The following is a 21,098-nucleotide window of genomic DNA, read 5'->3' on the forward strand; positions in this document are numbered from 1 at the left end:
AATGCTCCTACCTGATGATTATATTTGTTTATTAATTTATTTTTTTTAAATTGTAAAGTTTCTTTTATATATAACATATACTATATTATGCAATAAGTTATATATAACATATTATATATTATGCCTATGTTTCAGGGAGGAAATTAGATGTCACTATCATATGCAATGTTAGGCATTTTAACTTATGGCCCCATGACAGGTTACAGTTTAAAGAAAATATTTGATAAATCCATATCTCAAGTATGGGCTGCTAGTTTAAGCCAGATTTACAGAGAACTAGCTGTTCTTGAAAAAAAAGGATATTTATCTTCAAATATTCAAAAACAGGAAAATAGACCAGATAAAAGGATATACAACATAACGGAAGAAGGAAAAAACGCATTTCAAGAGTGGCTAAGTGATTTTCCAGAAAAATTGTCATTTCCAAAAAGGGATGAATTTATGCTCCGCATCTTTTTTGCTTCAAGATTAGAAAAAGAAGATGTTATAAATGAATTGGAACGTTTTATTTTACAAAAACGTGCATATTTAGAGACTTTAAATGAATTAGAAAAAAAATTCGATGTTTGCAGCAGCGGATTTCAAGTAGAATCTGCAAAAAAAGAAGAATTGTTTTGGCATTTCACAATTAAAAGGGGTAAAATGACCTTGGAAACAGTTATAAAATGGGCAGAAGAATGTATTAAAGAATTAAAAGAGCAAAAAATGGATTCATGATATTATGACTACTAAATCAAAATATTCCTCAACAATATATTATTTTACAGGGACTGGTAACTCACTGGCTGTTGCCAGAGATATTGCCAATGAAATAGGTGAAACAGAACTAATATCAATCCCTGCAGTTATAAACGGGAAAATCATGGCAGATACTCCTTCTATTGGTCTGATTTTTCCAGTATATATGTGGGGAATGCCTAATATGGTCGTTAATTTTGTTGATAAGTTAAATATAATGAAAGATCAGTATGTTTTTGCTGTAGCTACTTGTGCTGGTCAGCCTGGCGAAACTCTGGTTCAATTGCAAAAATTACTCCAGGGTAAGGGTTCTGATCTCCATGCAGGGTTTGCAGTGAAAGAAGCCCCCAATACAATCCAGAGTGACATTATTTTCATCAAAATAGCCAGATTAATTGAAAGAAATGAGAGAATTTCAAAATCTGGAATTGAAAGATTGGAAGAAATTGTTGACATGATAAAAAATAAAAAGGAACACAAACCAGAAACAAGCTCAAAACTTCTTAATAAATATGGAAACTTGATTTATAAAGGAGGCATGAGCAGAATTAATACAATGGGCAAATTCTGGGCTGACGAAAAATGTAATCTGTGTTTAAACTGTCAGAAAATTTGTCCAAGCAACAATATTGAGATAATAAATGATAAAATTCATTGGAATCAAAAATGTGAATTCTGCCAGGCATGTGTCCAGTGGTGCCCTAAAGAAGCAATCCACATTGAAAGAGAGGATTTAAACAGGCGCTATCATAATCCGGCAATAAAAATGAAAGATATAATTTTGAGGTAAAGGGGGATTAACTTTTGAAAATTACTGAAGATGTGTACAAATTAGATTCAACAAGCTGGAACTATGCATATCTAATTTTAGGAGATGAAATAGTTTTAATTGACACTGGACGACTAGGGCAAGGAAAAAATATTTTAAAAGAGATTAAGTCCATGAATATTAGACCAGAGGAACTTAAACACATTTTGATTACCCATCATGATGTGGATCATGTGGGGAACCTTGCCTTGCTTGAAAAAGCAACTGGGGCTGAAATATGGGCTCCAAAGGAAGATATTCCTTACATCTATAGTGAAAAAAATCGTCCAGGGATTAAAAGGATAATATCACTTTTTATGAAGGTTAAAAAGCCTCAAAATATAAATGTATATGGTGAAAACCAAAAAATAGGGGCTATTCATGTCATACCAACCCCAGGCCATACTCCTGGACACGTATGTCTGCTTTATAAAGATGTTCTGTTTGTGGGAGATTTGGTTAGAACTTCTAAAGGTAAGTTAGGCACTATGCGTTCATCATCGACCTGGGATGAGACTCTTTTAAAGGAATCTATTAAAAAAATTAGTGATTATGATTTTGAATGGATATGCACTGCTCATGGAGAGCCTATAAGAAGAGATGAACAATGGGAAGAATTTATCAAGGATTTAGGTAAAAATGAGCATTCATGATCAGGAAAAATACTGGGACAATGTAGCCGAAGAAAAAGAATTTCCAACTCCTTTTCAAATAGAAGAGTTCGAAAAATGCGTTTCAAATGAAATGAAAACACTCGAAAATTCTATGAATTTTCGGTGTCCCGAAAATCGACGATTTTCGAGGATTTTAGATGTTGGCTGTGGTTATGGGAGGACTTTAAATGAGCTATATAATCATGGATTTAAGAATTTAACTGGAATTGATTATTCGCAGGGCATGATAAACAGAGGATTAAGACTTTATCCAGATTTAAACCTAATAAAGACTGATGGTGAGTTAATTCCTTTTCCAGATAATAAATTTGATGCTGTAATTCTTCTCGCTGTTTTGACTTCAAGTTACAAAGATGAAGAGCAGGAAAATCTAATTTCTGAAATTTCAAGGGTTCTAAAGGACAATGGAATTTTATACATCAACGATTATTTAATAAACCAAGACAAAAGAAATCTTAAACGTTACAACGATTATAAAAATAAATATGGAATATTTGGTGTTTTTCAACTTCCAGAAGGCGCTGTTTTTAGGCATCACACCAAAAATCATATTTTAAAAATAACTGAAGGTTTTAAAGAATTAATATTCCAAAAAACTGTTTATGATACGATGAATGGTAATAAATCAAATGGATTTTATTATATCGGAGAATTAAACAAAAAATATTGACAATAATAATATGTTATACTGAAAGATTGATCAATGCATTTTCACATGATTTTTTAATTTCAGGATGCGAACTATTTTTAAAATTCGAGAGTAACTCATTTATCTTTGAAGAGACAATTCCAATTTGCCCTAAACTTCTTATGGCCTCCCAAATAATCGGAGGAGTTTGATCATCCATTAAAACTTTTACTAATGTTTCACTTGCGCATTTACAATTATTAAACCCACTTAAAGCTCGAACAATCTTCCAATAAGTGATTTGATTATGATGGTCCTGGCCATTCATTTTTTCAATAAACTTGATTAATGGAATTAAAGCTCTTTGATCTCCAGTTTTAGCTGCAATCCCTCCCAAAGCGTCAATAGCCTGTTGAACTTTGAAATTGTTTTCAATTTCCAATGTTTTTATTAGGTAAGGAGTGGCTGGGTTTCCAATATTAACCAATGTCCTGGCTGCCATATCACGAGCTAAGGGAAAACTCTTCTTATTAAAATATTTTTTAGGAAGCTCTTTTTCCTGATTGTTACCAATTTCACCAAGTAAATTTATTAAATAAGGAACAGCAGGTTCACCTATTTTAGACAATGTCTCTGACATGGCTATGCGAGAATAAAGTGCTTTTTCTTTTTTCAAAGAGGTGCATAAAGGCAATATTGCGTTTTCATCTCCTCTATTCCCCAATATAGTTGCTGCAATTGTTCTTTTTTGAGGATTATCTGTACTTAACATTTCAATTAGATGTTCTGTTTGGAATTTAACATATGCATCAAGTTCTTCTGGTAAAATTTGTCCTCTTCTTTCTCTGTTCAATTTCTTTTTGTCATCAGGGGTTATCATTATAATTCGCCCATTATTTCATATCATTAGCAACTTCAACAATTTTCCATTCAAATGCTTTAAAATTTTGATAATTATAAAGAATGGGACTGGAATAATTTCTGATTCGATTTTTGCTCCATATTTAAAGATTATTAATTTTAAAAGTAAGTAGTATGATACGATTGAATTAACCTATAGAATTTAATTGATTTAAAAAGTGATTAAACCTTATTTTTTTGCTTTTTCTAATACTCTTGTGATAAATTCTGATTTAGCCATAGCATAGTCATTTAAACTATCCCATTCCTTTTTTGCAAGGGATTTTTTTATATTTTCATATTCTTTTTTTATTTTAGGATTATTTCTAAGGTAATCTCGAAACAAAAGCTGGTTTATCCAGAAATCAGAATTAATTTTAACCAGATGAATATGGAACTTGTCTTCATGATTTCCTTTATCAATATCTTCGTCATTAAATCCTATTATTTTTGGTAATTGCACTTCTGGATCCTTCAACTTGAAAAAGTATCTTCGAAAAGGCATATAAATTTCATATTTATGCATATAGGTATATCCGAGGGATATTATTTTAGTTATGTATTTATCTAATTGTTTTTCTTCTTTAACACCAACCATTATGTCAATCACTGGTTTTGAGTAGATATCAGGGATAGATGTACTTCCAATATGTTCAATTTTAATTTCTTTAGAATTTATAACCTTAAAGAGTTTTATTTTTTCAATTTCAAAAAGTGATTTCCATTCAGGGTCATATTCTTCAAGTCTGACTTTCATTTAAGGCCCCAATGTTTCTAAAATAGTCATTACATGATTCGTTCCTTTAAACGCCAGGCCATGTTTTATCATGATTCAAACGTTCACCTGTCGATGGGTTATATCCTCATGTATAGAATTACCGTAGCTAAAATTTTCATATAAATACTTTTAAAGATAAATTTTTTAAGTTCTATGGCAAAACATTTTTAATATAACTCCCTATATTTTCAATGGCTTGCTGACCTTCTATAATTTGGGATGAAAAAATCTGAAAACAGTGGAACATGTCTTTCCAAAGTTCAAAGGTTACTTCAACTTCTGCATCTTTTGCTTTTTTGTGAAACTTAATAATATCATCTAAAAGCAATTCATGACTACCTACTTGAATCATAAGTGGGGGTAATCCATGTAAATCTGCATAAATTGGCGATACAAAAGGATTTTGAGCTTTATGATTTTTTAAATACATTTTTGTCAAAACATTAAGTCTGTGAGGAGTTATCCAATCTTTTCCACGATTTGTAACTACAGAATGCCCTTGAAACAACATATCTACTACAGGTGACATGCAAACTCCTCCTGCAGGGAGTTTAACTCCATTATCCTTCAAAGATAAAAGTGTAGACAAAACAAGGGTTCCTCCTGAAGATATTCCCGCTAAAATAATTTTAGATGGATCAATTCCTTGCTTTAAAAGACATAAATAGGATTTAAGGCAATCTTGCACTGCTGCTGGGAATTTATACTCTGGAGAAAGCCTGTAATCAATACTAAAAACACATGCGCCTGATGCTTTCGATATTTTGCCACATAAATCAAGATGGTCCTTAGTGGAGCCTATTGTAAATCCTCCGCCATGGAAAAAGAGTATGATGTGATCATCACTAGCATTTTCAGCATAAATTTTAAAGCCATTTATCTCACCTATTTTTTCTTCTTCCACTTTAAGCGCATGATTTGAGCTGAATTGGAGATATAATTGCTCAAAATCTTTCCTAAGCTGAAAAATATTACCTTGACTTGATGAAATCTTTTTATTAATGATTTCAAGCAATTCTTCATTGGTGAAATTATCCATAACATCCCATTTTTTCTATTTTTTAAAGCTGGCTTTATTTTTGTTTATTATTAAATCTAATATAAAATTATTATGAAGATTAAAAAAATTACTTTTCAAGAGCTCTCATTAGTTTTTTATTAAAGCATGAGGATATATAAAAACATGTTAAAAGGCAAGCGAGCTTACCTTAAAAAGCTTACATCTAACCTCAATGTTAAATCTGTGGATGTAGGCAAGGAGCTTGAAGGAACTACTCCTCCATCAGTGTTTATTGGAAGCTGGAATTACCCTAAAGTTTATGCTGGCCCGATGATAGCACCTATGCAAGGTGATATATCTATTATGGACATGCCTGAATCATGGATTAGGGAAAAAAAGACTCAAGAAGATATTATTGGTTATCGGCTGAGTCTTGTAAGGGGAAAACAGACAGTAGGTATACAGGACTTTGATAATTCGTTTGTGGGGAAATTACAGGAAATATCTCTTGCATCTAATTCTATTGAAAGCGAAGCTGAATTCGGTAGCCGTCCAAGAGGACTTTCATTCAGTGATGAAACCGCTCCACATGGCCCCAGTGCGTTAATTGAAAAATTTGACATTGAAAGCGTTAAATGGGATCGTGCACTGGAAAAAGTGTATTATGACTCTGATTTTAAAGCTGCTGAGGCCACAATTGACTTACATAGTAAAGGAATTCCTTTTTCAAACATACAAAAGGCGTTTTCTGTTGGAACGATGGGAATTGAAAAAAACAGGAAGCTTGTTCCTACAAGATGGTCAATTACAGCCTGTGACACGATATTAGCTGATAATTTACTTAAAGAAGTTAGAAATTATGATATAATGGATTCTTACAGAGTATACGAGTTTAGCAGTTTAAATAATTATTATGCAGTGCTTTTAATCCCTACAGAATGGCAATACGAGTGGATGGAGGCATTTTTGCAGGTTCTTAGAAAGGAAGAGCTTATATTCGCTGATCATGAACTTAATGGTGGTAAAAAGGAGTATTCAAAGGTGGGTGGGTGTTATTACACATGTAAAATGGCTGTTCTTGAAGCTCTTGCCCGTGAAAAGAAACAGGCAGGTGCAATAGTATTAAGAGAAGCATACAATGGATATGTGCCTCTTGGAGTTTTTAATGTCCGTGAAAATGTTAGAAGTGCAATGAATGAAATTCCCCGTGAATTTGAAGATATGAAAACAGCTTTAAATTATATTGATACTAAATTAAAGCTTCCACTGGATAAATTTAAAAATGAAAGCACTCTTCTTCAGGATTTAATCAGATCCAGACAAACAACATTGGATGGGTTTTTTAAAGTTTAAGATGTATTCATGTTTTTATATTGCATTACTTTAATAAAATGACATTAATATTCTATTTTTTATTAAATAACCTAACTAAAATAGGTATTTAACTTAACTAACCATTTTTAGGGTAAATTCAAAATTAAAAAATTGGAATTGCACAACATTAAATGAAGCAAAAACCAACAAGGTATAATTGAAATAATAATTTTGATATTTACTATTTTAACATTTTTATTGGACATAATAGAGTGATATTTATGAGTTATGATGCAATTGTTATAGGTGCAGGGATAAGCGGTTTACTAACGGCCTTAGCACTTTCTAAAGAAGGTAAATCAGTATTAATTTTGGAAAAAGAGAAATATATTGGCGGTGTTTGCAGGTCTTATGAGGTTGATGGCTATCGGCTTGATACAGGACCTCATGCAATAACTAGACTTAAAAATGGGCCTTTTAAAGAATTAATGAACCAATATTTTGATGTTGTTCCTCAGTTTGTTCCTTTCGGGAAATATTATGTAAGAATTGGCAATGAAACAAAACCATTCCCTTGGAGTGTTAATTCATGGCTACAATTCAACTTAATACCTAAAACTGACAGATTACTCTTAATGAAATCATTATTTAACATGTTATATATGCTGAATAATGGTAAAGATCTTTCAACTATGCCCATATCTGAGATTTTACCTCAAAATGTTTCAGATAGAAGTAAAAGGTTTATGAACTGGCTTTGTTATTTTACAGTGGGTACATCCATAGAGAACACGCCGGTTTCAAGGTTTATAGATAATAAAACAAATAAAAGAGATTCATTTCATTATATTGGAAAATTTTATGATTTACTTATATCTGAAGGAGCTACAGATCAAGGCTATCCTAAAGGCGGACTTCAATCAATAGTTAATTCCATTTTGGCATCATTTCCTAAAAATAAAGTGGAAATAAAAACCAATGAAGGAGTAATGAAAATTGAATGTGGTAGTAAAGTTGGGAGAGTAATTACCAAAAAAAACAGTTATGTGGGCGATAAAGTAATTTATTCTGGGTTTGCATCAGATTTGCCTAATATGGTCGATAATTTACCCTTAGAATATGCTCAAAAATTGGCTACTATTCAAAAAATAAACTCATTAACTGTATGGGTGGGTCTGGATAAAAAGATATTCAAACATCAGGGTTCTCAGATGTGGATTGACTCTGATCCCTTTGCATGGGTTGTTCCTACATCAAACTATGATCCTGCATTAGCACCTGACGGAAAACAGCTTGTAGGTTTTGCATTCACATTACCTGATGAATATAACACAGAAAAAATAAAAAAGAAGACATTGGACACCATATTAAAAATTCAACCTGATATTGAAAAACATATAGATATGATACATTACCAGGAGTTAATACCAGAAAAAGCTGCATGGAGTGTTAATGCAGGGTTTGGGGATGTAAAGACACCAATAAAGAATTTATACTGTGTAGGGACAGATACTGAAAAAAGGAGTGCAGGGGTTAGTAGAGCAGCATATTCAGTGCTCAGCTGTTTAGATGCAATAAAAAAGGACGATGTTTTAGTTAGTCACTATTAACTCTTTAATTGCTTAAGATAAATGTTTCAAGTACCAGGAGAGTTGATATGGACTTAACTTTTTGTTTAGTTATATATTGGGTTGTTTCGCATGGTGCTAATGATTAATTCTACTGTTTTATCAACTTTATTTTTAAAATATTTTGATTTTGTGTAGTCATAGACAGTTATAAGATAATATTTACCATTTTTTTGGAAATAATAGTATTCAAATGTATTATAACTTATAGTGTCATTAAATAAGATATAATTTACATCAACACCCTTAATTTTCTTATTTTCTATTTTTACAATAGAAACATTGTTTTGACTTAAAACTGCTTTGTAATTTGAATTGTAACTATCTTTATTAGGAAATTGATCTACTGTTAAATTCACATCATGTTTATACTCAAATCTTAAGGTGTCTGATGAAGATGTATCATTAAGATCCCATGTAAGTGGGGTCATGTTAAAAAGAGAATCATTAATAGGATACTGGTAATCTGTAGTGCAACCCATAGAAAATACAATTAAAATGCAAATAAAAATTGTAAATATAATTGTTTTAAGTTTCATACTATCAAATATTTAATTGAAGTTAAGAGAGATATTTAATATCTTGAATTCCAATTTAATGGGATTTATCACTTTAAATTGAAGTTTTCACCAATTTGAAGAGGTATAACTTTAATATCTGAGTTTTTCTCAACTTTTATTTTGAATTCCATTGGATCAACATCTCTAATATGCATGGGAATCACAAATTCAGTTTTAATGGCTGAAACTGCTTTAAAAGCTTCTTCTATGTCCATGGTGAATATCCCTCCATTAGGAACTAAAGCTACATCTATTTTATCAAAATCTTTCATTTCATGTATAAAATCTGTGTCTCCGGCATGATATATAGTTTTACCATCTAATTTAATTATATAGCCAACACCATCTACTTTATGATGTAACTTTCTTGTGGAATTACCTTCAGAGGTATTATAAGCGTCAACAACATTTATTTCAATATTTTCAATCTTTAAATTATCTCCAGGTTTAATTATTTTAAAATTACCTTCAATTCTCTCGGTGCATTTTTTGGAGCTAAAACAATAGTTTTTTGTCCACGAATTTTAGCCAGGGCTTCAGGCTGCAAATGATCTTTATGGAAATGAGTTACCATTATTAAATCTGCATTTTTCTTTAATTCGTTTTTAGGAATTCCTTGGTTTTCAAAATAGCCAATATAACCTGGATCGATGTGTATGACTTTGTTTCTGATGTAATTTTAAACCATGAGTATCGAGACAATCTTTTTATTGATACTGTCATGCAATCTCCTCTATGTTTTTTTCATTATCTTATTTAAAAGTTTATCGAATTTCTTTTCACTCATAACTTCGTGAGATAGGAATTCTCCATTGTAGAAAACACTAAAAATCCCAAAGGGTGTTGGTAAGTTTTTAGCTTGTTCTAAACTTTCTACTTTAATTTTTTCAGTAGGGATATTATATTTAGCTGCAGTATTTATCATTATATCTACGTAATCTGCATTAAATGGGCATAAATCTGAGTAATAAAATGTAAGGCCTTTTTTACCTTCTAATTTTGCTCCTTTAGCATTATCTGAAAACTTAGGATCTTCTGCATCTCCATTAAACTTTTTAACCAGCATTTCAAAATATGGAGGTGCAGTATCACAAACTTCAAATCCTTTTTTTAAATAAAACCTTTTATCAACTGTAAATGGAAGTTTTTTACGTCCTGTGACAACTACAAGCCCGTTAGTATCTTTGCAATCCTTTTCACATTCTTCTAAAAGTTTTGATCCAAAACCTTTTCCTTTGTAACGTCCTGATGCCCATAAACATTGAATAAAAACGTAACCTGGAGCTTCAATCGGAAACCATGCATATTCTGCAGGAACATATTCAATAAAAACTTTACCTCTTACGTTGAATTTTTTGAAGGTATGTCCTTCAGTAAATCTTTCTTTTAACCATGCTTTTTTGGTATTGGCTCTTTTAACATTTGTTGCATCGTTACCTATTGCACAGCAAATATGTTCGGATTCAACATTATCTGTATTTAATGTAATGATTTCAAGTTCTTCACTCATTTTATTCACCTTTATCCTTTGATTTTACTGGAACATAAAAATCAATTTCTGATTCTTTATTATCTAATCCTAAGAATCTGTTCTTATCATAAGCTAATGCCATGTAAGGGAAAGCTTCTTCATAATTAGAGTTTGGAAGCCACTCATTCCAGATGTATTCGCCCCCTCGAAACATATCTTCTCCTTTAAATGTAAAAATTGCATACTTTGTTGCTGGAAACGTTTTACAAAACATTTCAAGAGGCATTTCTTTCATTTTCTTTACTTCAACGCCTACATAAACATAAAATTTTCCTGTTTCTTTATAATCTTCTGGTTGAAGATGAACTTCATAGGCTAAATCATTTATAACTTCTTTTTGAAGTAAATCTGCATTTTCATAGCATAATTTAAGGAAACGGTTCCATAGAGATCCAATTTCGTTTTCGGTATTCCATTCTTCTTTTGAATGAAATGGATCACCATAAAATACGCATCCAATTAATTTAAATGATTTTTCATCAATAATTTTTATTTTTAAGGGTTTTAAAGATTTATTCTGTGCCATCTACATCCTTCCAAAAAGGAAATGAAAAATATTAATTTATTCTTTAGATGACATCATATTAATTATTGATGCTTTTTATCATCACTGCTCATGCATCCATTCTGGCCAAAGGAAAGAAAGCCATTTAGGGAGTTTTGGTTCTTTAACTCTATCAAATGAGGGAATGTATGGCTTTAAATCTATGATAGGAGTTCCATCAAAAGCATCCATTCCCATTACATTTATAACTCCAGTTTTCGCATCGATATCTTTAATTTTACATGTGGTCACGGATATAGGGTTCGGACGGTACTCTGCACGGGTTGCAAAAACACCTGTTTGTCTATCTAATGAATATGGGGGATAAGTCTGGAGCATATTTTGATATTCAGTGTTTTCTATTTTATCTGCCCACCAAAATACCATTACATGACTAAAATTATTTAATTCTTTTAATCCAGGGATATATTTGTCATTAATTTCAAGATATGTGCCCATATCGTTTCTTTTTACATATCCAATTGGTGAAATTTTATAGTAACTTCCTTCTTGAGATTCTTCAGGATTCTCTGTAATGGTGGCATTTTCGGGATTTCCACAGTCTTTTAAATCCATAACAGGGAATATGACTTCTGTGAGAAGTTCATTTTCAGGTACTTCTCCTGGATTGTTTAAGTAAGCTTCTCTTGGAGCTCCAATCATCTCATATTTACCTGCCATGATTTGCTGCATCATTTCAGCATAAATTGGACCTATTTCTGCATAAGAACCTTTGTGTAGGGTAAATAGAACTTTATGTTTAGGCATGATCTTTATTTTTACTCTTTCATCCTCATTTGCATCTCCTTCGAAGGCTATGCCTACTTCATATTCCATTTTTTGGGGAGGTACGTCCAATGGGCTTGTGTAATAAACTACAAAGGGAGGTTGGGTAATTTGAAGCCCTCTTTGCATTATCCACCCTGCTAATTCTCCTATTATTTCTCCCATATCTTCTACAGGCCCTATATGGGAAATACTGGCTACTTGATTTTCTTCCACGGTTTTTAGTTCCATTTCCATATTTGATTCTCCTTTAATTGTCTACAGATATGGATTGGATCTCATTATATTAAAAGTTTATTATTTTATGGAATAATATTCCATTATTTTATGAACTTTAGAATATGAAAGGAAATAAAAGTTATAGAAAAGATATTTATTCAATTAAAAAAACAAATTAATTATGGATAAAAAAAGTGATTTTGGCCCCTCACAAGAATTTCTAATGAATTCATCAGATGAAATTGTTTCTATTTTAAAAACAATTACTCATATTAGCAGATTTAAAATTTTAGTTCTTCTTTTAAACGGACCTTTAAGCTTTCAAACTATGCTTGAAGAGATGGACATAAAAAAATCAGCACTGGCCAATCATTTGACAGAATTAAAAAATAGCAATCTTGTGGACAAAATACAGCACGGTACATATAAAATTACTGAAAATGGTAAAAATTACATAGAATCAATTGAAAAAACATATAAAGAAAATAAAGCTAATGAAAAGAGAGTTTGGGAATCTAAACAAAGAGAACACCTTACAAGATCGTTTTTAGAACGTAAATAACAAAAAAATAAATTAAAATTGATATATTGAGATGATTGAAGTGGATTTGAACTTTAAAAAACCTTCAGAAAGAACTAGAACTATAATGCTTGAAGCTGCAATAAATACTGATTATGCATCAAAAAGAGGTACAGAATATATTAAATTGGCAGAAATTGAAATAAGCAATATTACAAGTCATGAACATGTAAAAATAGTTAATAGCGGAAATTCAGCTATTTTAGCTGCTATGAGTAATTTTAAAGGTAAAATATTAATTCCAGATCAGGGTGGATGGACTGGATTTAAAAATACAGCTGAATTTTTAGGTCTTGAAACTTTAGAGCTACCAACAGAGCTTGGTGTTATAAATCCTACAGTTTTTGCAGAATATATCCAAGAATATAATCCTGAAGCTTTTTTCATCACAAGTTTTGCAGGATACATTGCTGAACAGCCCATAAAAGAACTATTTGAAATATGCAATGATAATGGAGTTATTTTAGTTGAAGATGCATCTGGAGGAATTGGTGATGTGGAAAGAAGGCTTGGAAATGGTGATAATTCCCATATTATTGTTGCATCAACGGGTTCTCCTAAAATAGTTAATGTTGGAAATGGCGGGTTCATTTCAACCAATGATAACGAATTTTTAAAAAAATCCAAGTTTATTTTAAAGACATTAAGAGCTGATCCTGTAACATGTGCAGGAATAGCAGAAGAAATCAGAAATGCATCATATATATCTTCAAAAACAATAGAAGCATGTGATATTATAAAAAAAGAACTTCAATCAGTTATTCATCCTGATAAAAGAGGAATTAGCATTGCTTTAAAGACTGATGATCCTAAAAAAGTAGGATATTTATTAAGGCAGAGACTACAAGCAGATAGAAGAAGTATTATAACAGTCTGCCCTAGATATGAACGTGTCATGATCGATGCAATTTGTCTTGAGATTAAAAATCTTGATCCGGGATGTCTGGAAGAGGACACTATTAATGAAATTATTCAAATTGTTAAAGGTATCATTGAATAAAAAACAGTTCAATTAATTGGATAAATTTCAATTTTTAAGTTTCTAATATCAAAAGAGAAGTTCTTTCAATCATCACATTTTCAATACTGCCTGCAGTTTCTATTTCATCATCAGAAATTTTATAAATATTCTTTAAAACATTTATATCAGGTTTTAATACGTTATTATCTCTTTTATCTAATAAAACATCTAATTTAGACATTGAATCATTATTGCATCCTACAAAAACGGCACATATATTCATTTCACCCTTTTTTAATCCTAAAATATCAAGGGCTTTTGAGATTTGTCTTTGAGCTGATGCACGTACACATATTTCAAGTCCAAGGTCGTTTGCAATGTTTTCATCTCGTTTAAAGGATTTAATGGCATGAACTGTTGCATGAAGAATATGTTCTCGTCCTGCAATCCCATCAGAGTTAAGGAGTTGAATTGTGCAATCATTACTTATTTCATTTATTTTCTTCATCAAATCGCTGAAATTTCCTACATCCTGCATAAAACCGGCAATTTGGATATTATATTTACTTAACTCCATTCCAATACCTCGTTGATATATTATTTAATCTTATCCCAAATTATATTTTTTAAAATCAGATAAAAAATAGATTCTCTTAATTTTTGTGTTCTAAAAGACGCATAAATACCAACACATCCTCTAAAAAATTTTGAAAGTGCAAAGATGATTTCAAAGATAATTATAAGCTGTATTATGACAATAATTCCCGAAATAATCCCATTTAAACTTAAACTAAGGTGAATTGAAGATAAATTCAGGAAACTCCCTGTAATATTCCTCATAAAAAGGAATAAGAATAATCCAATTATAAATTGGACTGTGGACATGAAAAAAAGCTCACCAGCTTCCATAACAGATTTTTTCAATTTCTCATGAATTTCTGCACTGGCCATAATATATGTAAATGATAAAAGAGATAATGTGGCAGAAACAAGAACAAAGACTTCTATAAGATTTATAATCTCATCAAAATTTTTAATTTGAAAAGCACCTAATAACCAGGGTATTAGAAAACCTAATGTTAATATTAAGCTTAAATATGTCGATATTAACGAACCTGCGAAATTAAGAAACTTTTTAAGGTTAGATGGGTTATGTGATCTCATTAATATAAACTATGAATTTAAATATTTAAATTAGCAGGTTAAATTTACTAAAAAAAATTAAATAAAGGAGTTATAAATCGCTTTTTTTAATCTTTTTAACTCCAGAATCACTTAGTATCTTATTTACGCCGCTTAGATAAGCTTCTACACTTGCCATTATGATATCAGGTTGAGTACTTCTTGCAGTAACAATATTACCATCATGTTTGAGCTTTACAACTACATCAATTAATGCATCCGCACCGCCAGTTATAGCATCTACGTGGTACTCTTCAAGCTCAATATCGGCAAAATCTTTTACACTTTTTTTAACAGCTACTATTGCAGCGTCTACTGGGCCGATACCAATACCTGCTTCAAGGGTTTCAGTATTATTTATATTAAGTCTTATAGAAGCGGTTGGAGTAACTTTATTTCCAGATACTATGGTGAGTTCTTCAAGCTCCACAACTTTTTCAGTCATTATACCCATTACATCTTCTGCAATCGCCTGTAAATCTACATCTGTTACGCATTTACCCATATCTCCAAGGGATTTTACTCTGTTAAATATTTGATTGAATTTTTCAGGATTTACAGGTAAATCCATTTCTTCAAGCCTTTGTTTAAGTGCACTTGAACCTATATGTTTACCCATCACAAATCTACGTTTGTGTCCAACAAGTTCAGGAGTTATGGGTTCGTAAGTTTCTGCTTTTTTCATTACTCCATCTGCATGTATCCCTGATTCATGTGCAAATGCATTTTCACCAACAATTGCTTTATTAGGTTGTAAATATACTCCAGTCATCCGTGCAACCATTTTAGACATATCGTAGAGCATTCCAATATTAATATTTGTTTTTGTTTCATATAATGAGTAAAGAGCCACTACAATTTCTTCTAATGATGCATTTCCTGCTCTTTCGCCTATTCCATTAATTGTACAGTGGACCTGGCTTGCACCTGCCCTTAACCCTGCAAGAGAATTTGCAACGGCCAGACCAAAATCATTATGGCAATGGGCGCTTAAAGGCACACCTAGTTTGGAAAGATGCCCATAGAAGTCATAAGCACGTTCTGGGGTGAGCATTCCAACAGTATCACATGCACATATCCTTTTTGCTCCAGCATCTATTCCTTCTTTAAATAATTGTGTAAGAAAGTCAAGATCGCTTCTTGTTGAATCTTCTGCTGAAAGTTCTACAAGTAAACCGTGATCAAGTGCATATTCTACAGATTCAATTGCTAATTCTTTAACTTCTTCTCTTGTTTTTCTTAATTTATGTTCTATATGAAGATCAGAGGTTGGAACAACTAAATGAACACTTTCTACATCACATTCAAGGGCTGCATCAACATCAACTTTAACTGCCCTTGCAAAACTGCAAATTTCGGCTTTAAGTCCTTCTGAACTGACCTTTTTAATTCCTTCCCTTTCTCCTTCAGAAGTAATTGCAGATCCGGCTTCTATAACATCTACACCGAGCTCATCAAGTTTTATGGCTATTCTGAGTTTCTCATCTGGCGTTAGCGAAACTCCAGGAGTTTGTTCTCCATCCCTAAGTGTTGTATCCAATATTCTAGCGTTCAATGAAATTCCCCTTCCTATGATTGATAAATTAAATGAATTTTAAATTAATTTCTAAATTTAATGTTTATTTAAAACAGATACTACTCTGGTTAAACTTTTATGCATTCTTATCTCATATTGTTCTATTATTTTAAATTTTGTATGACTTGCCAGTGCATTTATATCTAAATAATGTGGCGTTGCCATACAAATATAACCATCATCCTTAATTATATTCTCCATAGATGAAAGAGTAGCTTTATATATGTTTTTACTTTCATCTCCAGCAGTTGAAGCTGAAATACCATAAGGGGGATCAGTTACAATTGCATCAACTTTGTAGGGGATGTTTATTTTCCGTGCATCGCCTTGGAAGACATCATAATCCTTTATATTGCAGTATTCCAGATTTTTTTTGGTTCCTTCTACCATCTTTTCATCAATATCTATTCCAACAATCTTTGCCCCAGAAATCCCTGCTTCTATTAATATTCCTCCTGTACCGCAAAAGGGGTCTAGGACAACGCTTCCCTGTTTAACACGTGCTAAATTATTCATTCCTCTTGCAAGCTTGGGACTCATTGATCCTGGATAAAAAAATGGCCTTTTGTGTGGTTTTATGTTATAATAATGTTTTTTATCCCTTTTAACCAATCTTTCACTTACAAGGATTTTATCATTAATTACAATGGTTCTTAAAAATGTTGCAGGATTTTCAAGATTCACACGTCCTTTGGTTCCTAATACTTTCTTTATAATGCCTCCAATTTTGATTTCCATTGACTGTGAATTAAAATTTGGATCAAAACCTATTTTTTTAACCCTTACAGCATAATCATCAGAAATAATGTTTTCCCATTGATATTTCGCAGTATCACTATCTATATTTGTTCTGTCTGATTCAAATAGAAGTTTACATATTTCATGAGTGTAAGCAATTTTTTTTCCAAGGGCATCAATGATTTTATAATCTTTTTCTGCAATTTTAAGGATTAATATTCCTTCATTATAGTATTTTGTTTTAAAAGAGATATTTTCAGCTTTTAGGCAAGCTGAAATTTCTGCTTTTGGTAAAGTTTCATGTTCTCCAGATAAAATAAAAATAATTTCCATGTATAAACGTCCTTTGGTAAATAAATTAATTAATAGTCAATATAATTTTAAAAAGAGCCACATTTTCATTTGTTTTTGTTAGAACTTTATTTCCATAGGTTAGATATCTTACGAGACAATATTTTTGGAAGAATTGAAAATAACAAACCTGTTTTAATCATTTCTTTAACCAGTGGAGATTGAGAATCTATATCTCCATATTTTGAAATCATTTCTTCAGCGTTCTTTTCTTTAAGTTTTAAAAACATAGAATCAAGATCATCATTATTCAATGATGCAAAGGTTTTCTGTACTTCATGCTGTATTTTAAGCTCATTTTTATACATTTTATGATATTGTTCCTGGTAATTTTTTAAAATTGTAATATCTTCAGAGTTAATAGCTCCGTATACTACGTCTGCCGCTATTTTTGCACAAACAAAGCCTATTATGAGTCCTCCTCCCGTTGTTGGCTTTACCTGGGAAGCTGCATCACCTATAAGTATAGATCTATCTTTTACAACATCCTGTTTGTAATTATTCACAGGAATTACACCAGGATATTTCTTTAAAATAGTAGAATCTTTTAAATATTCATTATTTGTTATAAATTCCTTTAAAATATTGCTTAATTCGTGATATTCAATATCTGCAAATAAACCTACTCTTGCTGTGGATTTTGAAAGAGGTATAATCCATAAAAATCCTGGAGATATCTTTGAATCAACATATAAATGAACATAATCTGTTTTAAATGTATCTTTACCAGTGTCTACTAAATATTGGACTGCCTGGACATTTTCTCTTGTATTATTAAATTCTTTGGATATTATTGATGAATAACCATCAGCACCTACAATTACTTCTGCAGTTATCTTTTTATTTTTAAGAAATATTTCACCATTTTTAATGTCAATGTGTTCTACACGATGATTTAAAAAGAGTTCGGCTCCTTTATCTACTGCTAATTGTGCTAAATATTTGTCGTATCCAATTCTATCTAAAACATAGCCTACAGGTTCTTTTTTATTTACATTAAGAATTGTATTTGATGGTGAATGTAAATATGCACCATGTACTTCATTTATTATGTATTCATCAGGTAATATGTTTACATCCTTTATTTTTTTACCTAGAAGCCCTGCACATTGCAAAGGAACTCCTACTTCTTTCTTTTTCTCAAATATGGCAACTTTAAGTCCTTTTTCTGCAACATATCTTGCAAAAGTTGAGCCTACAGGCCCAGCTCCAACTACGGCAACATCATATTCATTCATATTAATCTTATCCTTCTTTAACGTGCTTAATTAACTTATTATTTCTATAAATATTTATTTGTTTAATTATCAATCAAAAATGCTTTTTTACAGGGAATCTAATGTAAAAATCACATTGAAATAAAACTTTATCTCCAAAAACATTTTTATTACTCTCTAATTAAATAATTGAAAAATATTGTGAAGAATTCAGATGGAATTAAACTATTTAAAAACTACTTTTCATTAATATCATGTATTATTTCGTTAGACAACTTCAAAAATCTTTCCACAACTCTACGGTATTTTTCTTCACTTTCTCTTAGCTTTTTCTCCATTTCATGTTTGTAAAGAGATATTTCTATCATACTGTTTAGTTCTCTGTCTTCAAATGGTTTGGTTAGATATCCATAAGGAACTGTTTTTTTGGCTCTTTGAATGATTTCATCATTAGAATAAGCAGTAATAAATATAATGGGAATATCAAAAAGATCATTTATACGGGCAGCTGTTTCAATACCATCTGTATCTCCTTTTAAAACAATATCCATTAATATTATGTCTGGTTTTACTTCTAATACCTTTTGTATGGCTTCTTTACAGGTATTTGCAGTTTCGGGTACTTCATAACCCATTTTTTCCAGGCGACCCTTGATATCCATGGCCACAACATTTTCATCTTCTACGACGAGGACAACTACTTGAGACATTATAACTAAATTGGTCTTAATAACTTTAAAACTTAATCATTGAAAATGAATTTAAAATTTTTAATATAATCATTATTATAAGTGAATATGCACTGTTTAAAATCTAAAAGCTCTTTTTAACATTAATTATGTCTTAAATTTATTATTAGAATTTTTGAGGTATATATAATAGATTAAACAAGTTTTTTCAGAGATAATCATGATTTTCAGCGTTTAAACTTCTTTTTATGTTCATCCATTATAGAATATTTGGTCTTTTTAGGAGCTGTGGGTTCATCTGTGAACGTATCTCCTTCAATTAGTCTATTAATAAGATCTTCCACTTCTGCAGGTTTGGGAACATCTTTTAAAACTAGGTGGGTGTAGTCATGGCCACTAAATATTTCTATATCTCCGCTGGACGATATTCGTTCTGTTAAACTCTGTGAAATGTTAATATCTTGAATTTTATCGTAGTGGATATATGTCTTATTTTTACGTATTAATCCTTTTTTAAAGATTATTCTACTGTTTGTAAGGATATATTTGGTATATTTCCATGAAAGTAGGTTCCAAATAATGGATATAATCAAAAAAAGGACTATGAGTAGTAAAAGTATTGTAACTGACTGTACAAGAGGAATTTGGACATAATTTATTAGATTATTTTGAATATTTGCAGTAAAGAATACTATTGACCGGAATAGGTATATAATTAGGATTATTAGGATGAATTTAATTAAAGCAGATTGTAGATACATAAAAAAACGAGGTCTCGTTTCAAATATCACTTCTTCGCCATGATGCATTTCTTTTGTATTTCTCATTTAAATCACTTTTATTTCTATTTAATCTTAAGGAAATAATTATCTAAATATTTTATGTAACTTTGTACAAATTAATCACGATGATTACAGAAAGAATTCAGATTGATGAAACCAATATTCTGCTTAAAACAGATTTAATAAATCATGGACTTCAAAATTTTATTTTAAGACAACGCATGGAGCTTATAAATTATATAAGAAAAAATAAAGATTTCATGATATCTTTTGAGCCAGTTGAAGTGGAGGAAGCGCCATTAATAGTCAAAATAATGGCTGAAGCCGGTGAAATTGCTGATGTGGGACCCATGGCGGCAGTTGCAGGGACAATATCTGAGGTTTCAATGCAATTTTTAGTTAATAAAGGCGTAAAATATGCAATTGTAGAGAATGGGGGAGATATAGCTATTAAAACCAACAAAGATGTTATAATGGGGCTTTATGCAGGAACATCATCTCTTTCAGGGCAAATTGGCTTTAAAATAAAACATGATAAAACTCCAATGGGAATATGTACATCATCAGGGACAGTAGGTCCTTCTATAAGTTTGGGCAGGGCCGATTCTGTTACAGTGTTTGCAGATAGGGCCAGTACTGCAGATGCACTTGCAACAAGTATTGCAAACGAAGCAAAAGGAGAATTAGATTCTGAAGCAGTTCAAAGTTGTCTTACAAGGGCTGAAGATTTTAAAGAATATTTTAGAGGAGTAATGGTTATTGTTGGAGAATCAGCAGGAACAATAGGAAAAATTCCTAAACTCATAAAAACAGATAAAAAAGCTGTTTTAGGGGATTTTTTTGAGCTTTATTAGGAAATAAATGATGAATATACTTGTTTTTGATATTATCTATTTAGATAACTTGTAATATGC

General features: G+C 31.2%; 25 protein-coding genes. 9 read left to right on the plus strand and 16 right to left on the minus strand.

The window, feature by feature from the left end:
• The first annotated feature begins 147 nt into the window (after window positions 1–147).
• Genes HZC47_05990 through HZC47_06005 form a run of 4 tightly spaced genes read left to right on the plus strand, consistent with a single transcriptional unit; the run spans window position 148 to window position 2,890 of the window.
• Window positions 148–717: a PadR family transcriptional regulator gene (locus HZC47_05990; protein MBI5680423.1), complete on the plus strand. Its 570-nt coding sequence runs from the start codon at window positions 148–150 to the stop codon at window positions 715–717.
• A 4-nt stretch (window positions 718–721) separates the two neighbouring features.
• Complete coding sequence (locus tag HZC47_05995; GenBank protein MBI5680424.1) at window positions 722–1,528, plus strand: 4Fe-4S dicluster domain-containing protein; 807 nt, start codon at window positions 722–724, stop codon at window positions 1,526–1,528.
• 14 nt (window positions 1,529–1,542) lie between these two features.
• Window positions 1,543–2,199 (plus strand): MBL fold metallo-hydrolase, encoded by a 657-nt coding sequence (locus HZC47_06000; GenBank protein MBI5680425.1) that lies wholly within the window; start codon window positions 1,543–1,545, stop codon window positions 2,197–2,199.
• On the plus strand, window positions 2,186–2,890 hold the full coding sequence (locus HZC47_06005; protein MBI5680426.1) for a class I SAM-dependent methyltransferase: 705 nt from the start codon (window positions 2,186–2,188) through the stop codon (window positions 2,888–2,890). The genes HZC47_06000 and HZC47_06005 overlap by 14 nt, the downstream gene beginning before the upstream one ends.
• Window positions 2,891–2,903: 13 nt before the next feature.
• On the opposite strand, the gene HZC47_06010 is transcribed toward HZC47_06005, so the two are convergent.
• The 3 genes from HZC47_06010 to HZC47_06020 form a co-directional block, all read right to left on the minus strand.
• The gene (locus HZC47_06010; GenBank protein MBI5680427.1) at window positions 2,904–3,725 is read right to left on the minus strand and encodes a HEAT repeat domain-containing protein; all 822 of its coding nucleotides are present in this window, start codon (window positions 3,723–3,725) and stop codon (window positions 2,904–2,906) included.
• 213 nt (window positions 3,726–3,938) lie between these two features.
• Complete coding sequence (locus tag HZC47_06015; GenBank protein ID MBI5680428.1) at window positions 3,939–4,505, minus strand: GrpB family protein; 567 nt, start codon at window positions 4,503–4,505, stop codon at window positions 3,939–3,941.
• 172 nt (window positions 4,506–4,677) lie between these two features.
• A complete protein-coding gene (locus HZC47_06020) occupies window positions 4,678–5,565 on the minus strand; it encodes an alpha/beta hydrolase (protein MBI5680429.1) in 888 nt (295 codons plus the stop codon).
• A gap of 144 nt (window positions 5,566–5,709) precedes the next feature.
• Between HZC47_06020 and HZC47_06025 the strand changes: the two genes are divergently transcribed.
• Together HZC47_06025 and HZC47_06030 are read left to right on the plus strand one after the other, a co-directional pair.
• On the plus strand, window positions 5,710–6,879 hold the full coding sequence (locus HZC47_06025; protein MBI5680430.1) for a hypothetical protein: 1,170 nt from the start codon (window positions 5,710–5,712) through the stop codon (window positions 6,877–6,879).
• 242 nt (window positions 6,880–7,121) lie between these two features.
• On the plus strand, window positions 7,122–8,450 hold the full coding sequence (locus HZC47_06030) for an NAD(P)/FAD-dependent oxidoreductase (protein ID MBI5680431.1): 1,329 nt from the start codon (window positions 7,122–7,124) through the stop codon (window positions 8,448–8,450).
• Window positions 8,451–8,515: 65 nt separating this feature from the next.
• Here HZC47_06030 and HZC47_06035 read toward each other — a convergent pair whose 3' ends face one another.
• The 6 genes from HZC47_06035 to tsaA form a co-directional block, all read right to left on the minus strand.
• Window positions 8,516–9,007 (minus strand): hypothetical protein, encoded by a 492-nt coding sequence (locus tag HZC47_06035; GenBank protein ID MBI5680432.1) that lies wholly within the window; start codon window positions 9,005–9,007, stop codon window positions 8,516–8,518.
• 68 nt (window positions 9,008–9,075) lie between these two features.
• Entirely contained in the window at window positions 9,076–9,501 is a 426-nt protein-coding gene (locus HZC47_06040; protein MBI5680433.1) for an MBL fold metallo-hydrolase, read from the minus strand.
• Window positions 9,480–9,701: an MBL fold metallo-hydrolase gene (locus HZC47_06045; protein MBI5680434.1), complete on the minus strand. Its 222-nt coding sequence runs from the start codon at window positions 9,699–9,701 to the stop codon at window positions 9,480–9,482. The genes HZC47_06040 and HZC47_06045 overlap by 22 nt, the downstream gene beginning before the upstream one ends.
• Before the next feature lie 60 nt (window positions 9,702–9,761).
• Entirely contained in the window at window positions 9,762–10,538 is a 777-nt protein-coding gene (locus tag HZC47_06050) for a YoaP domain-containing protein (GenBank protein MBI5680435.1), read from the minus strand.
• A 1-nt stretch (window position 10,539) separates the two neighbouring features.
• On the minus strand, window positions 10,540–11,085 hold the full coding sequence (locus HZC47_06055; GenBank protein MBI5680436.1) for a GyrI-like domain-containing protein: 546 nt from the start codon (window positions 11,083–11,085) through the stop codon (window positions 10,540–10,542).
• 81 nt (window positions 11,086–11,166) lie between these two features.
• Window positions 11,167–12,126, minus strand: a complete 960-nt coding sequence (gene tsaA, locus HZC47_06060; protein ID MBI5680437.1) for a tRNA (N6-threonylcarbamoyladenosine(37)-N6)-methyltransferase TrmO — start codon at window positions 12,124–12,126, stop codon at window positions 11,167–11,169.
• A 163-nt stretch (window positions 12,127–12,289) separates the two neighbouring features.
• On the opposite strand from tsaA, the gene HZC47_06065 reads away from it, so the two are divergent.
• Both HZC47_06065 and HZC47_06070 read left to right on the plus strand, forming a co-directional pair.
• Window positions 12,290–12,670, plus strand: coding sequence for a winged helix-turn-helix transcriptional regulator (locus HZC47_06065; GenBank protein ID MBI5680438.1), 381 nt, complete (start codon window positions 12,290–12,292; stop codon window positions 12,668–12,670).
• Window positions 12,671–12,701: 31 nt separating this feature from the next.
• Entirely contained in the window at window positions 12,702–13,688 is a 987-nt protein-coding gene (locus tag HZC47_06070; GenBank protein ID MBI5680439.1) for a DegT/DnrJ/EryC1/StrS family aminotransferase, read from the plus strand.
• Window positions 13,689–13,722: 34 nt separating this feature from the next.
• Here HZC47_06070 and HZC47_06075 read toward each other — a convergent pair whose 3' ends face one another.
• The 7 genes from HZC47_06075 to HZC47_06105 form a co-directional block, all read right to left on the minus strand.
• A complete protein-coding gene (locus tag HZC47_06075) occupies window positions 13,723–14,226 on the minus strand; it encodes a hypothetical protein (GenBank protein ID MBI5680440.1) in 504 nt (167 codons plus the stop codon).
• A 20-nt stretch (window positions 14,227–14,246) separates the two neighbouring features.
• Entirely contained in the window at window positions 14,247–14,813 is a 567-nt protein-coding gene (locus HZC47_06080; GenBank protein ID MBI5680441.1) for a hypothetical protein, read from the minus strand.
• A gap of 70 nt (window positions 14,814–14,883) precedes the next feature.
• Window positions 14,884–16,386, minus strand: coding sequence for a 2-isopropylmalate synthase (locus HZC47_06085; GenBank protein ID MBI5680442.1), 1,503 nt, complete (start codon window positions 16,384–16,386; stop codon window positions 14,884–14,886).
• 57 nt (window positions 16,387–16,443) lie between these two features.
• Window positions 16,444–17,478 carry a TIGR01177 family methyltransferase gene (locus HZC47_06090; protein ID MBI5680443.1) on the minus strand — a complete coding sequence of 345 codons (1,035 nt, stop codon included), beginning with the start codon at window positions 17,476–17,478 and terminating at the stop codon, window positions 16,444–16,446.
• A gap of 86 nt (window positions 17,479–17,564) precedes the next feature.
• Complete coding sequence (locus HZC47_06095; GenBank protein MBI5680444.1) at window positions 17,565–18,734, minus strand: geranylgeranyl reductase family protein; 1,170 nt, start codon at window positions 18,732–18,734, stop codon at window positions 17,565–17,567.
• 215 nt (window positions 18,735–18,949) lie between these two features.
• The gene (locus tag HZC47_06100; GenBank protein MBI5680445.1) at window positions 18,950–19,423 is read right to left on the minus strand and encodes a response regulator; all 474 of its coding nucleotides are present in this window, start codon (window positions 19,421–19,423) and stop codon (window positions 18,950–18,952) included.
• A 206-nt stretch (window positions 19,424–19,629) separates the two neighbouring features.
• Window positions 19,630–20,229: a PH domain-containing protein gene (locus HZC47_06105; protein MBI5680446.1), complete on the minus strand. Its 600-nt coding sequence runs from the start codon at window positions 20,227–20,229 to the stop codon at window positions 19,630–19,632.
• A gap of 80 nt (window positions 20,230–20,309) precedes the next feature.
• On the opposite strand from HZC47_06105, the gene HZC47_06110 reads away from it, so the two are divergent.
• On the plus strand, window positions 20,310–21,038 hold the full coding sequence (locus tag HZC47_06110; GenBank protein MBI5680447.1) for a UPF0280 family protein: 729 nt from the start codon (window positions 20,310–20,312) through the stop codon (window positions 21,036–21,038).
• Window positions 21,039–21,098: the final 60 nt, after the last annotated feature.

It is taken from the genome of Methanobacterium sp., from assembly GCA_016222945.1.
In the GTDB taxonomy this organism is placed as follows: Archaea; Methanobacteriota; Methanobacteria; order Methanobacteriales; family Methanobacteriaceae; genus Methanobacterium_D.